Raw genomic sequence first — 13,781 nt, 5'->3', positions numbered from 1 at the left:
AATTTAATATAAGAGAATTATAAGTATTATTATTAAATCGCAGTATAAATATACCTTTAGTTTACATAATGTTTTTATAATCTTCTCACCGCACTAAAAGAATTACATTTAAAGCATTTTAGTATTACAAAATTATAATTCGTATATAAAAAATATATTGGCGAGCATTATTGTATAGTTTTCATAATATGCTATGATTAAATATGTAGGGAGCAACATGAATTTTCATCCTAGACTCAAACATCCTACGCCGAGTGCTTTAGAGTACACAATCCTTCTCTAAAGCTAAACGAGCAGATTGGATATCTCAATCTGCTCGTCATATACTTGTATCATTTATTTTTACTTTTTCAATTTATTACGTATGCGATCTAATGTATTGAATAACCAATATTTCACTTTATTGATTGGTTTATAGAAATCACCGATTAATTCCTCAATCCTAACATTAAAACCTCTCTTAAAGCGATAAACACCATAGTCTTCACTGTTTTCAGTAAAATCACCTGATAAGCCATAGAAATTATATCTATCATAACCGTTATCAAAACAATAATTAATCATGTGCCAATGCATTGCATATGGTCCCATATATTGATTATATTTTTCTGAAGACCCTCCAGAGAAATAGTTCACTTCATATGCATTAGCAAAGTATACTCCTGAAGCTAAATTTAAAATTTCGCCATCTGTTTGACGTAATTCACTAGCTTGAAGCAATTCTTTTTTATCGTGATCAATTTGTTTATCTAACTCAGCTATTTTCTTTAACTGTTTATCTGTTTTATTTTCTTTCGCCATCATATCATCACGTCGATTTTCTTTATCATTTAGTGATTCTTGCAAATGTTGTATATATTCATTTAAATCTATGTAAGCTAAAGGAACTAATACTTTATCGCCATAATGCTCTATAAAGTTATAGAAATAATCGTCAGTTTTAGAAGCAAATCCAGTTCTAGCTTCAGTCTCTCGGTATAAGTCTAAGAATAAATCAAATTCATCCTTACTAAGAAATCTAACTTTCACACCGTAGTTTATCGCTTTATTAATATTTCGTTTTCTTTGACTATCAAACTCTTTCCTTAGAGATGCAGGGGTTTTGCCTTCTAAATCTAATACCCCCATCCATCTAACTTGGCTGGAAGAATCATATTGGGTTGTAAATCCGTGATGATCATAACCATGTGATTTAAATAGATTTACTAAAGCATCATTTTTTTCTGTTAAAGGATTAATATCTTTATCATAAACTTGATACAACCAGTAAGGATCTAATTTTACATATAAGCATTGATGTTGATGTAAATATTTATCAAGCTCTTTTAAATAAAAATCCACTAAACCTAAATCTGAATAGTCCATTACAGGGCCTCTATTGGAATAATACACATAACTGCCCATTGTAGGGATTTTAGAAAACAGGCTAGCTGCTATCACTCTATTGTCGTCGTCTTTTACACCTAATAACACTACTTGAAACCCATCTGATTCACGTGTAGCAATATTTTCCTTCACTTGGAAATAATGACTTTCTAATGATGGATTTTGTACAAAGTTTTCAAATTCTTTAACTGTTAACTCTGTAAATTTCATAATTAGATAATTCCCTTCTTAAAATCTATTTCTTTAGTTTTTTAAGTGTTCTATAAATGTTATACATTGGTTTATTAATAGGTTTAATAAAGTCACCAACGTATTCTATAACATCGGCATCATAGCCCTTTTTAAACTTAACTACGCCAGCATCTTCAGCATCTTCACTAAAGTCACCACTAATACCATAGAAATTATACCGATTAATACCATGTTCAATTGCATAGTTAATCATCTTCCATTGAACCGCATAGCTCCCTGCAAAATGGCGATAACGATTTGAAGTTCCACCAGCGTAGTAAACTACTTCAAACGGATTAATTATAAAGAAGCCAGCAGAGATGGGTAATTCATTGCCATGTTCTTGTTTTAAGTTTTTAGCTTCATTAATTTTTTGCTGATTTGCATCGAGTTGTTGTTCTAAATTTTCCTTTTTGTTATGTGCTTTTTTATTCTCTGGACGTTTCTCAATGTCTTTTAAAGCTTTATTATAATCTTTATTAAGCACATTTCTTTCATTATTTAGTTCCTCTATATACTCATCAAAGTTAATATAGGCTAGTGGTACTAAAACACGGTCTTTATAATGTTTGAATCTGTTGTAATAAAAACTATCTTCTCTATCTGCAAAATCTTTAGTTTCAGAGGTATCCTCCATAAATGACCTAAATATAGGTAACTCTTCTTCAGATAAAAAGCGGACTTTAACTCCATTTTTCTTAACTTTTTTAGTATTACGCTTTCTTAAACCATCCATGTTTTTTAAAACATCATTAGCACTTTTGTTTGCTAAATTTAGAACAGAATGATATCGGATTTGTAATACAGGATCAAATCCTTTGTGGAATCCTTCGTGTTTATATCCTAAACTCTCTAATTCATCAAAAATCCAATCATGACCTGCATTTCCAGTTATTTCTCCCTCATGATTTAAATATTGATATGGAAGGTATGGGTCAACTCTTAAATATAAACAATTATATTTTTTTACATATTTACTCAATTCATTAAAGAAAAAATGTACAAGCTCTTTATTATTATAATCTATTACTGGACCGCGATTGGAATAAAAATATTTAAATATTTTCATTACAGGAACAGCTGTTAATAAACAAGCTGCAATCACTTCGTTATCATTATTTTTAATTCCAACTAAATGTGACTCGGTACCTTCAGCAACCTTTAATTCGTAATTACCTTCCATTTGTGTAAAATGACTATATGTCATACGATCAGTAAAGTCACTAAATTCTTTAGCTGTCAAATTCGTAAACTTCATCTTCATAACTCCCATTTATATCTTTATATCTATTTCTTTTTATTTTTAGAAAAATAGGTCGTTTTACTTCACCTTTTATATTTAACATTTGGTTCATTTAATACTATTTATATTTCTAATCTAAACAAGTATACAATAGTTGTAGTGAAAACTAAAATATTATCCTGCAAAACTTTTATATAAAATTAAAAGTTAAATCTCGTTTATTCTGTTTATGTATAAAATAATATGGGCTAAACACTAATGTCGCCCATATCACTAATTATTTACTATTATTTTAATTCATTTGCAAGTGCTTTACCAATGTCTTCACTTGATTGGGGATTTTGTCCAGTGATAAATTGACCGTCTTTTTCTACGTGAGATGTAAAGTCATCTTTCACTACAAAATTTGCACCTTGCTCTTCTAATTTAGATTGAGTTAAAAATGGTACTTTATTTTCAAATCCCATTGCTTTTTCTTCACTATCAGTAAATGAAGTTATTTTGACACCATCTACTAGATAGTGATTATTTGCATCTTTTACACCTACAAACGCACTAGGTCCATGACATACTGAAGAGATTATTTTATTACTATTTTTAAATTGAAGTAAAATATCAGCTAATTTCTCATTATTGGCAAAATCGTATACAGTACCATGTCCACCTGGTAGATAAATAGCGTCATACTCATCTGCATTTACATTTTCGATACTAGGTGTATCGTTTAAGTGTGACACGAATTTAGCATACTGATTCAGTGATTCATTAGAAACAGAATTAGGATCAAGATTTACTTTTCCACCTTTAATAGAAATAACATCAACATTGATACCTTCTTCAGTCAATATATTATATGGTGCTCCAGCTTCTTCTAACCATAATCCAGTTTCTGTACCGTCTGTAAATTGACTTGTACTTGTTAAAACAAATAAAACTTTTTTACTCATGAATATATACACCTCTTCAAATTAATTGTGATTATTATTTACCCACATTAGTAGTAGATTATTCAATAGTGATCATTTAATTTTTTGAAGTTACTATTAGTATAGTAGTTAATTCATAGAGTAATCATTGTTTTTGATATGTATATTTTTCATCTATTTTCTTAACTTTGATTTAACTTAATATTAATTTTTATAAAGAATTCAACGTAGTTCTTATTGATTTGATATAAGTGATAAATTCTTTTCTTGAATCTATTTCAATACGTTTTACAATTTCACTACCAATTACAATACCATCTGCAACGGACGCTATATCTTTAACATGTTCAGGATTTTTGATACCAAATCCAGCAACCACAGGAATTTTTGAAACTTTTTTTATATATTCAATTTTTCTCTTTAAATCTGGATGGAACTCCCCACTGTTACCTGTTGTGGCATTCATTGTTACCGTGTAAATAAATCCTTCTGAGTTCTTTGCAATTTGCATAATCCTAGCATCACTTGCGGTCATGGCAATTAACGATATTATTTTAACAGAATGATGATAAAAATCTTTTTTAAACTTTTTTGTAAGTTCGTAAGGTAAATCTGGAATAATTAAACCATAAACACCAGCTTCATCACACTTATCCAAAAATAATTCTTCTCCATAAGCACTTAGAATATTATAATAAGTCATTAATACATACTTAGATGAAATAGTATTTTTATTTTTTATTAATTCATCAAAAATGAATTTAATGTTTGAACCCTCGTCAATAGCGTTGCGCCCTGCTTTCATGATTATAGGTCCATCTGCAACAGGATCAGAAAATGGCACACCAATTTCAACAATGTCTGCTCCATTCTCAGTTAATGTTTTTAAATGATGAATAAAATTTAAATCACCCATAATATACGGAATGAATAATTTACTCATTTTGTTCACCACCGTTTTCTTTGTATTGTTTAATTGTTTCCATATCTTTATCTCCACGACCTGAAATAGTCACAACAATAATTTCTTTTTCATCCATATTTGGCGCTAATTTTTCAACATAACTCAATGCATGTGCACTTTCAATTGCTGGAATGATACCTTCAACTTTTGAGAATGTTATAAGTGCTTCCATAGCTTCATTATCTGTAGCACTTACATATGATACACGACCAATATCATTATAATACGAATGTTCAGGTCCAATACCTGGATAATCTAGTCCCGCTGATATAGAGTGTGCCAATTCAATTTGTCCATCATCATTTTGAATAAGGTACATTTTGGAACCATGTAATACACCTGGTTTACCTTTCCCTATAGCTAAAGCATGATTATGCGTATGACTTCCTTTTCCCGCAGCTTCTACCCCATATAATTTAACATCATCTTGTATAAATGGATAGAACGTACCTATTGAATTGGATCCTCCACCAACACACGCGACTAACGCATCTGGAAGTCGTCCTTCTTTACTTAAAATTTGGCTTTTAATTTCATTACCAATCACACTCTGAAAATCTCTGACCATAGTTGGAAACGGATCAGGTCCCAACGCTGAGCCTAATAAATAATGTGTATCCTCGACATGATTCACCCAATATTGCAAAGCTTTATTTACAGCATCTGATAGTGTTCCTTGCCCATCTGACACAGACACTACTTTAGCTCCTAGCAATTCCATTCTAAATACGTTAAGTTGTTGACGTTTGATATCTTCACTTCCCATGAAAACAATAAGATCCATATCGAATAAAGCAGCGATGGTGGCACTTGCTACACCATGTTGACCAGCACCTGTTTCGGCTACTAATTTAGTTTTCCCCATCCTTTTAGCTAATAGTGCCTGTCCTATCGCGTTATTAATTTTATGAGCACCAGTGTGATTTAAGTCTTCTCTTTTAAGATATATTTTGGCACCACCTAACAATTTTGTGTATGATTCAGCAAATGTTAAAGGCGTTTCTCTACCAACATATTCACTTAAATAATAATTAAATTCTTTCTTGAAGTGAGTATCTGATTTCGCGTCCTCATATGCTTTTTTAAGTTCAATAATAGCTGGCATCAATGTTTCAGGTACATATTGGCCACCATATTCACCGAAAAAGCCCAATTCATCTACTTCTGTTTGAATTTTCATTAATCATTCGTCTCCTTTCAAAAATTTTAATATTCGAGTCATCTTATTAAAATCTTTTTCATTATGTGACTCAATGCCAGTTGAGATGTCATAACCACATTGTCCAAATGAATATATTTCTAATCGTTTTATCTTTTCAAAATCCAAACCACCCGCAATGAGAAAATCAACGCCCTTTATTTTTTTTAATAATTTCCAGTCAAAACTTTGACCTGTCCCTCCGTATGTGATTGATGGTGTATCTATAATAAACATGTCTATCTCATCTTTATACTTTTGAATGTTATTATTTAAATTTCTTGTTGCTGGAATTGCTTTTATGATTCTTATTTTTGAATTAAGTTTCTTAATATTTCTAATTAATTGAATGCTTTCATTTCCATGTAATTGGATTGTGTTAATATCAGTTTGATTAATTATTCTCTTTATGGTGGACATTTGAGGATTTACTACGACCACTACTTTCTCTATATGATCTGGCACTATTTTAGCCAAATATTTTAATTGTTTCAGTGAGACATGTCTCTTACTATCGGGATAATGTATAAACCCTACTGCATCAACTTCTAATTTTTTAATTTTCTTAATATCACTTTCGGTTTTAAAACCACAAAATTTAACTATCATAGAGATTCTTCTTTAACTTTAAACTAGGCAAAAACTGACTTAAGTCATTTGTTTTCATTAATGCCTCCCCTACAAGTAAACCGTCAATACTTGAATCTACTATTTTCTCAACATCTTCTTTTGTATGAATGCCACTCTCTGAAATGTAGCAGCAATTAGACTTTTTAAACTTAAGTAATTTATTTGTATGTAGAACATCGGTTTCAAATCGTTTTAAATCACGATTATTAACACCAATAATTTTAGGGTTAATTTGGTGTGCACGTTCAAGTTCTCTAATTGTATGAACTTCTACTAGAGCTTCTAAATTATGGTTTGTTGCATATGAATACAATTCTTTTAATTGGTCATCACTTAAAATATTTACTATTAATAAAATAATAGATGCACCAGCTCGTTTTGCAACATCTATTTGAATTTTATCAATAATAAAATCTTTACATAAAACTGGTAACGATGTTATCTTTGATAACTGATTTAATCGTTCAAAACTACCGCCAAAGTATTTTTCATCAGTTAATATTGAAATAGCATTAGCACCATATTTTTGATAATCTTTAACTTGTTGAACAAGATCACGTTGCGGTAATTGAGGTACAGATGGGCTTTTCGATTTTATTTCAGCAATAACTGATAATGTTCTATCATAGTTAAGTGAATCAATCAGCTTTCTCCTCTTAACATTTCCGTTATCTTGTAAAATTTCAAGTTTTTTATCATAGTATTTACGCTCAAGCAAAGTTTTTTTATACTCAATAATTTCATTTAAAATAGTCATTACTTAACCTCCCATTTTTAAATATTGTTTCATTGCCATACCTGTATCAATGAGATATTTCGCTCTCTCTACGCCATGTTTGATACTTTCCACTTGCTCAGCAACATATAAAGCAATTCCAGCATTTAACAAAACTACATCTCGTTTACTTGAGTGATCCGTGCCACTTAGGATATTCAATGCAATTTGTTTATTTGTTTGAGGTGAACCACCTATCAACGTGTCATTATTTGCATAAGCTAAACCGACTTCTTCTGCTTTTAAACTATATTTTTTTAATGCTCTTTCGCTGCTAACTTCATAAATGATATTTTCACCAGAAAGCGTGGCCTCATCCATCCCATTTGCACCATGAATTAAAATTGCTCGTTTTCTACCTAAATCCTTTAATGTTTGTGCTATATTTTCAAGTTGTGAAGCTTCATATACCCCCATCACTTGATAAGTTAATTTGAAAGGATTAATTAATGGTCCAATCAAGTTAAAAATTGTAGGTGTTGCAATCGATTTTCTAATTGATTGAAGCTTTTTCATCATTGGATAAGAATCAGTTGCACTTATGAATGCTAATCCTTTCAAATTTAATTGTTGCTCTACTTCGTTCATTTTGTTTGTTTTTATATTCATTTCATGTAATACATCTGTACTTCCTGAATGTGAAGTAATACTTTTATTACCGTGTTTAATGACTGGCACTCCTGCACTTGCTACAACAAAAGCTACAGTTGTAGAAATATTAAAGCTATTTGATTGATCTCCACCTGTGCCACAAACACACATAGCTTTATTATAAAATGGTTGGTTTGGATAGTTTGTCTGGATAAAATATTCAACTAAATACGTTAGCTCATATTGACCCATGTCTTTATTTGTATAAGCTTTCAATAATTCAACCTTTACATTGGTTTCTATATTTGAATCAAACAGTGTAACAATAAATGATTGCATATCTTTTTTAGATAAAGATTTATTTTGTTTAATTTTCTCAAGAAGGGTCATTTTCAACTTCCTCTCGTTGCTATATTTATAAAATTAATAATGATTTGTTTCCCATTTTCTGTAGCGAATGACTCTGGATGAAACTGTATGCCATAATGTTTTCTGTTTTTGTGTTGGAAAGATTGTATACTATCATATGTTTGGCCAGTGATTAATAAACTTTCTGGAAATGAGCATGGATCACTAATTAATGAATGATAACGCATAACTTTGAAACTTGACTTAATTCCTTTGTATAGTGGTGACTGATTAACAATAGTTAAAGTATCTACTTTTCCATGTTTGACACAACTACCTTGTATAACATCGCCACCGTAATAACAAGTGAGCGCTTGTGCACCTAAGCAAACACCTAAAATAGGTAAATTTTCGAAATTTTCAATTAATTTAATTAATAATTGATTGTCTAATGGATGTCCAGGTCCTGGTGAAATAATAACTGCTGTAATACCTTTCAGATTACATATATCTGTATCATCGGGATATTTAACAATCGTTTCACATTGTTTTTCTACAATATCTACAAGATTGTAGGTAAAAGAATCATAGTTATCTATTATTAATATCATGGAGTTACCTCCAATAAACTTTTAGCTTTAAGTTTTGTTTCTTCAAGTTCTTTCTCTGGAATAGAATCATATACTACTCCACATCCTGCCTCGACACTGACTTTTTCCTCATCGATAATCATGGTACGTATAGCCAATGCAAAATCTAAATGATGATTACAGTTGATATACCCAACACCACCGCTATAGATACCTCTTTTATAAGGATAAGATTCGTATATTCTCTGTATAGCTCTAAGTTTAGGTGCACCTGAGACAGTACCCGTTGGTAGCAAACTTGCGATGACGCTCATAGGAGATAGATGGGGTTTTAATTCTCCAATAACTTCACTAACGATATGCATGACATGTTCATAACGTTCTATTGTCATTAGTTTGGTAATTTGTGAAGTGCCTGTTTTACTTATTCGATGAATATCATTTCTTCCTAAATCTACGAGCATACGATGTTCACTCAATTCCTTTTCATCTTTCATTAATGTCTTTTCATTATTTTCATCTTCTTTTTTATTTTGACCTCTTTTAATTGTTCCAGCTATAGGATTCGTATAAACTTTTCCATCTTTTACCTTTACAAAACTTTCAGGAGAACTTCCTATTACAATCGGTACATCTTTATTAATATAATACATATATGGACTAGGATTTTGTCGCTTTAAATTTTGATATAACTGAAAAGTTAATTGATGTAAATTGTGTTGAAAATGGTGTTTATAACTATAAATTCTTGAAGGAACTACTTGAAACATATCTCCTTCAGTAATTTTCTTTTTTAAAATTCTAATAGTTTGAACAAATTGTTGCTCTGATATATTGGTGGTTATATGTCGAGGGATGGATTTATAATTTATATCCTCAACCGAAAAATGTATGTTTTTTAAATCTTCAATTTTACGTTCAATAGATTCCTTTAATCTCTCTTTTGTTCTATAAGAAAATAAGTTACTTGCGATAATATATAATTCATCTTTATAATGATCAAAAACAAATACATCTTCCACTAGATAAAATTGGACATCATGAGTTTGATGATCTTCTAATTTAATATCTTGTAATTTTTTAAATTCATGTCGTACTAAATCAAAGCTACATGTCCCTATAAAGCCCGAAATAAAAGGTAAATCTTTTAAATATTTATCTTTGATTTCAAAATAATATTTATCTACAAATTCCTTAAGTCGTTGATACGGTTGATTCTTAACTATTTCACAATGATTGTCTAACTTAATTAAAAGTTGAGAATTATCTAATGTAATTTTGCCATAATGATCGAATACTACTATCGAGTACCTACCTTTAAGTTTCTGTTGATTTGTACTTTCAAAAATGATCTTTTTTTGTTTTAATTTTGCTAAAGCTTCTGGCGTAATTTGAGCATTCACCTTTTTGTATACAATATCCATTGATTTCCTCCTTTTCTGAAAAAAATCAGCCTCCTTCGTTATAAGGACGCTGACGCGCGGTACCACCTTTATTAGCAGAATATAATATATTCATAGCTCACTTGTTCAATTTATGTTAAGTTGTTCCACAAAACCCAATTTCACTAAAGACGGTGTTAGTTCTCATCTACCACTAACTTTCTGGTGCTACCTCAACTTTAGTTACTTCACTTTGCTTCAAAAAAACCACAATAACGCTATCATTCTATAAGGACGCGTTACCGTGGTGCCACCTTAGTTAACATATATGTTCACTTTAATGATTAAGTTAAAATTTGAAAGCCCATTTCATCTATTATCATGTGCTAATTTACATCTACCATTAACTTTCTGCTTGCTACAAAATATAATGATTACTCTATCAATCAAATTATCTGATTTTTCTAATTATTTAGTATAATACCTATCCTCCTCCAGTTTGTCAACTAGCTTAAAATGAAAATGAAAAATTTGTTGTGTTTATCTTTATTTCCTATACAAAATGTACTGAAATCAAACTATAAATCTTTCTTTATTTAATATCTTAAAATCATACATAAGTTATATTTGTTATTGAATACTTGAAATGACTCATATACAATATTGTTATTCTGAAAATTCTGAAACAAGGAGGCGCTCTATGCGAAATATTTTATTTGTAGGGTTAGGCCTTATTGGCGGTAGCTTGGCGAGTAATTTAAAATATCATTACAGTAATTTCAATATTCTTGCATACGATTCGGACTACACACAACTTGATGAAGCCCTTTCTATAGGTATTATTGATCAAAAAGTTAATGATTATGCTACTGCTGTTGAGATAGCGGATATAATCATCTTTGCAACTCCTGTTGAGCAAACAATTAAATATCTATCTGAACTTACAAATTACAATACAAAAACTCATTTGATTGTAACAGACACAGGTAGTACCAAACTTACTATACAATCATTCGAAAAAGAATTATTAAAACATGATATTCATTTAATTAGTGGTCATCCTATGGCAGGAAGTCATAAATCTGGTGTTTTAAACGCGAAAAAACATTTATTTGAAAATGCTTATTACATTCTTGTATTTAATGAAATCGAAAATAATGAAGCCGCGACATATTTAAAGAAATTACTTAAACCTACGTTAGCAAAATTTATCGTTACTCATGCAAATGAACATGATTTCGTAACCGGTATAGTGAGTCATGTTCCACATATCATCGCTTCAATTTTAGTTCATCTAAGTGCTAATCATGTCAAAGACCATTCTTTAATCGAAAAATTAGCAGCCGGTGGCTTTAGAGATATAACTCGTATAGCAAGTAGTAATGCTCAGATGTGGAAGGATATCACTTTAAATAATCAAAATCATATTTTATCTTTACTTAACGAGATTAAAGAACAAATTACTGGTATTGAAAATTTGATACGAGAACAAAATAGTAATAGTATTTACGATTTCTTCGTTAAAGCTAAAGATTATCGTGATCAACTTCCTGTTAAACAACACGGTGCAATATCTACTGCGTATGATCTTTATGTTGATATCCCTGATAAGCCGGGTATGATAAGTCAAATTACAAACATCATAAGTTCACATAATATTTCTATTATAAACTTAAAGATTTTAGAAGTACGGGAAGATATTTATGGAGCTTTACAAATCAGTTTTAAAAGTCCCGAAGATCGAGAGAATGCTATAAAAGCCCTCGCAAATTTTGATACTTATTATTAAATAAATCCCCTTCAAGTCGTTATCTTTTCGCTTCTATATGTTGCACGACGAGGGGGACTCTCTTTGTATATCTACATTTTATGACCAGCCATTAGTCCTAATCGACCATGCTTTGTACCAGCTTCGGTGTATGAAGTCGCTTTTGACACAATTCCTTTTCCATATTTTAAATGTAAGTGATCAATGGTTTTAGCAAGTTTTACATCTTTCTTACGTTCATATTCATCAATGAATAAGTTGAGTTGTCGATCGCTTTCTTTAATAAACTGAGTTAACGATACACTTAACGTTCTATACAATGCTTTTTTGTCACACAGACGATTTGCAAAATAATTAATGACTTTGAATATATCTCTTTCTAAATTTGTAGGATCCTCCAAAGTATATTGCTTATGTATGCCACCACCTTCAGCATAACCGAAAGAAAAATGAATTGTTCGAGCAAGCTTCTTTTCTGCTCTTAAACGACTTGCTACATCTTCTATCAATTCTTGCATGACAACTTTGGATTCTTCAAATTGATAATCTCGCATTAGAATCTGACTTTTACATATTGAAGGATTTGTTACTTTATATTTTTCTCTTACTTTACTTTGATCAATACCGTTTGCATGTAGATGCATATCTATACCTAAAACTCCAAAATCTCTTTTTAAATAATGATATGGATACTTTGCTAAATCTCCTATTGTAAATATTCCTCTTTTATTCAATTTCTTTTCTGTACGCTTATTAATCCCCCAAAAATCTCTAAGTGGTTGAATTGGCCATAATTTTTCAGGTACATCTTGATAACGCCATTCAGCTATACCGTTTTCCGAATGCTTAGCTTCAATATCCATTGCAACCTTGCTCAATAGCATATTCGAGCCTATTCCAATGGTACAGTGAATACCTGTTTCTTCTAATATTTCATTTTGAAATCTTTTACAAAAAGCAAAAACTGTTGAATTAAATCTATGGTAACTATCCGTTACATCCATGAAAAATTCATCAATACTATACTGATGTAAATCTTCAGGTGGAACGTACCGCAGTGCAATCTTTGAAATTGCAACAGATACATTTAAATACTTTCTCATACTTGGATTAATAATATAAATGTCATTACGATGTGGTATCTCAAAAAGTCTTGATCCCGTTTTAATACCTAATTCTTTTAACTTTGGAGTTGCTGCTAGAACGACCGAACCTTGCCTTTTCGTATCTGCTACAACTGCTAGTTTAGTTGTTAATGGGTCCAATCCTTTTTCCATACATGATACACTCGCAAAAAAACTTTTTTGGTCTATGCAGAGTACATCCCTATCTTCTAATAAATTGTAATCATACATAACTGATCCTCCCTTACAAAAACATTATATAAGAACACATGTTCTATTTCAATATTTATAAGAACATTTGTTCTTATTCATTCTTCTCATTTTCATGCTATACTAAAAGAGCCAACGTTATATAGCAAAGGAGAATGTTGATTATGCCAATCATTAATGTGAAATTATTAGAAGGCCGTTCTGATGAACAACTTAAGGATTTAGTTACAGAAGTCACTCACGCTGTAGAAAAAACTACAGGTGCAAATAAAGAAGCGATTCACGTGGTCATTGAAGAAATGAGAAAAGATCATTATGCTGTCGGTGGCGTAAGAAAATCTGATCAGTAAACATAAAATCCCTGAAGAGGCTGGGACATAGTTCCCTAGCATAATAGCCAGTAAATGAGTTTTCA

General features: G+C 30.7%; 13 protein-coding genes. 2 read left to right on the top strand and 11 right to left on the bottom strand.

All coding sequences use genetic code 11. The features are described 5' to 3' along the window. Positions 1 to 342: 342 nt before the first annotated feature. From HMPREF2576_RS00065 to HMPREF2576_RS00020, 10 genes are all read right to left on the bottom strand, one after another. Positions 343 to 1,596 carry an aminoacyltransferase gene (locus HMPREF2576_RS00065; protein ID WP_002439665.1) on the bottom strand — a complete coding sequence of 418 codons (1,254 nt, stop codon included), beginning with the start codon at positions 1,594 to 1,596 and terminating at the stop codon, positions 343 to 345. A 25-nt stretch (positions 1,597 to 1,621) separates the two neighbouring features. Further along, entirely contained in the window at positions 1,622 to 2,875 is a 1,254-nt protein-coding gene (locus HMPREF2576_RS00060) for an aminoacyltransferase (protein WP_001830979.1), read from the bottom strand. A 272-nt stretch (positions 2,876 to 3,147) separates the two neighbouring features. After that, positions 3,148 to 3,807: a type 1 glutamine amidotransferase domain-containing protein gene (locus HMPREF2576_RS00055; protein WP_001830963.1), complete on the bottom strand. Its 660-nt coding sequence runs from the start codon at positions 3,805 to 3,807 to the stop codon at positions 3,148 to 3,150. A gap of 190 nt (positions 3,808 to 3,997) precedes the next feature. Beyond that, positions 3,998 to 4,729 carry a tryptophan synthase subunit alpha gene (gene trpA / locus HMPREF2576_RS00050; protein WP_002456200.1) on the bottom strand — a complete coding sequence of 244 codons (732 nt, stop codon included), beginning with the start codon at positions 4,727 to 4,729 and terminating at the stop codon, positions 3,998 to 4,000. Beyond that, positions 4,722 to 5,930, bottom strand: coding sequence for a tryptophan synthase subunit beta (trpB, locus tag HMPREF2576_RS00045; RefSeq protein ID WP_001831324.1), 1,209 nt, complete (start codon positions 5,928 to 5,930; stop codon positions 4,722 to 4,724). The genes trpA and trpB overlap by 8 nt, the downstream gene beginning before the upstream one ends. Positions 5,931 to 5,933: 3 nt before the next feature. Then, positions 5,934 to 6,557, bottom strand: coding sequence for a phosphoribosylanthranilate isomerase (locus HMPREF2576_RS00040; protein WP_001832767.1), 624 nt, complete (start codon positions 6,555 to 6,557; stop codon positions 5,934 to 5,936). Next, positions 6,547 to 7,335: an indole-3-glycerol phosphate synthase TrpC gene (gene trpC, locus HMPREF2576_RS00035; RefSeq protein WP_001831115.1), complete on the bottom strand. Its 789-nt coding sequence runs from the start codon at positions 7,333 to 7,335 to the stop codon at positions 6,547 to 6,549. The genes HMPREF2576_RS00040 and trpC overlap by 11 nt, the downstream gene beginning before the upstream one ends. 3 nt (positions 7,336 to 7,338) lie before the next feature. Beyond that, positions 7,339 to 8,334, bottom strand: a complete 996-nt coding sequence (gene trpD, locus HMPREF2576_RS00030) for an anthranilate phosphoribosyltransferase (RefSeq protein WP_001830976.1) — start codon at positions 8,332 to 8,334, stop codon at positions 7,339 to 7,341. Between the two features lie 2 nt (positions 8,335 to 8,336). Further along, positions 8,337 to 8,903 (bottom strand): anthranilate synthase component II, encoded by a 567-nt coding sequence (locus tag HMPREF2576_RS00025; RefSeq protein WP_001831157.1) that lies wholly within the window; start codon positions 8,901 to 8,903, stop codon positions 8,337 to 8,339. Next, positions 8,900 to 10,306 carry an anthranilate synthase component I gene (locus tag HMPREF2576_RS00020; protein WP_002439659.1) on the bottom strand — a complete coding sequence of 469 codons (1,407 nt, stop codon included), beginning with the start codon at positions 10,304 to 10,306 and terminating at the stop codon, positions 8,900 to 8,902. Before HMPREF2576_RS00020 ends, HMPREF2576_RS00025 begins: the two co-directional genes overlap by 4 nt. Before the next feature lie 658 nt (positions 10,307 to 10,964). On the opposite strand from HMPREF2576_RS00020, the gene HMPREF2576_RS00015 reads away from it, so the two are divergent. Next, positions 10,965 to 12,053 carry a prephenate dehydrogenase gene (locus HMPREF2576_RS00015; protein ID WP_001831297.1) on the top strand — a complete coding sequence of 363 codons (1,089 nt, stop codon included), beginning with the start codon at positions 10,965 to 10,967 and terminating at the stop codon, positions 12,051 to 12,053. 71 nt (positions 12,054 to 12,124) lie between these two features. Here the strand turns inward: HMPREF2576_RS00015 and HMPREF2576_RS00010 are convergent, their stop codons facing one another. After that, entirely contained in the window at positions 12,125 to 13,387 is a 1,263-nt protein-coding gene (locus tag HMPREF2576_RS00010; protein ID WP_001831129.1) for a Y-family DNA polymerase, read from the bottom strand. A gap of 143 nt (positions 13,388 to 13,530) precedes the next feature. Between HMPREF2576_RS00010 and HMPREF2576_RS00005 the strand changes: the two genes are divergently transcribed. Beyond that, positions 13,531 to 13,716: a 2-hydroxymuconate tautomerase gene (locus HMPREF2576_RS00005; RefSeq protein ID WP_001831035.1), complete on the top strand. Its 186-nt coding sequence runs from the start codon at positions 13,531 to 13,533 to the stop codon at positions 13,714 to 13,716. Positions 13,717 to 13,781 lie beyond the last annotated feature (65 nt).

This window comes from Staphylococcus sp. HMSC063F05, assembly GCF_001837075.1.
Classification (GTDB): Bacteria; Bacillota; Bacilli; order Staphylococcales; family Staphylococcaceae; genus Staphylococcus; species Staphylococcus epidermidis.
This window is presented reverse-complemented; position numbering and strand designations above follow the sequence as displayed.

What these genes read in the sequence shown, in the direction of transcription:
- HMPREF2576_RS00040 (WP_001832767.1), bottom strand. Translation starts at nt 6,557, where the DNA reads ATGATAGTTAAATTTTGTGGTTTTAAAACCGAAAGTGATATTAAGAAA.
- HMPREF2576_RS00010 (WP_001831129.1), bottom strand. Translation starts at nt 13,387, where the DNA reads ATGTATGATTACAATTTATTAGAAGATAGGGATGTACTCTGCATAGAC.
- trpC (WP_001831115.1), bottom strand. Translation starts at nt 7,335, where the DNA reads ATGACTATTTTAAATGAAATTATTGAGTATAAAAAAACTTTGCTTGAG.
- HMPREF2576_RS00060 (WP_001830979.1), bottom strand. Translation starts at nt 2,875, where the DNA reads ATGAAGTTTACGAATTTGACAGCTAAAGAATTTAGTGACTTTACTGAT.
- HMPREF2576_RS00015 (WP_001831297.1), top strand. Translation starts at nt 10,965, where the DNA reads ATGCGAAATATTTTATTTGTAGGGTTAGGCCTTATTGGCGGTAGCTTG.
- HMPREF2576_RS00020 (WP_002439659.1), bottom strand. Translation starts at nt 10,306, where the DNA reads ATGGATATTGTATACAAAAAGGTGAATGCTCAAATTACGCCAGAAGCT.
- HMPREF2576_RS00025 (WP_001831157.1), bottom strand. Translation starts at nt 8,903, where the DNA reads ATGATATTAATAATAGATAACTATGATTCTTTTACCTACAATCTTGTA.
- HMPREF2576_RS00055 (WP_001830963.1), bottom strand. Translation starts at nt 3,807, where the DNA reads ATGAGTAAAAAAGTTTTATTTGTTTTAACAAGTACAAGTCAATTTACA.
- HMPREF2576_RS00005 (WP_001831035.1), top strand. Translation starts at nt 13,531, where the DNA reads ATGCCAATCATTAATGTGAAATTATTAGAAGGCCGTTCTGATGAACAA.
- trpD (WP_001830976.1), bottom strand. Translation starts at nt 8,334, where the DNA reads ATGACCCTTCTTGAGAAAATTAAACAAAATAAATCTTTATCTAAAAAA.
- trpB (WP_001831324.1), bottom strand. Translation starts at nt 5,930, where the DNA reads ATGAAAATTCAAACAGAAGTAGATGAATTGGGCTTTTTCGGTGAATAT.
- trpA (WP_002456200.1), bottom strand. Translation starts at nt 4,729, where the DNA reads ATGAGTAAATTATTCATTCCGTATATTATGGGTGATTTAAATTTTATT.
- HMPREF2576_RS00065 (WP_002439665.1), bottom strand. Translation starts at nt 1,596, where the DNA reads ATGAAATTTACAGAGTTAACAGTTAAAGAATTTGAAAACTTTGTACAA.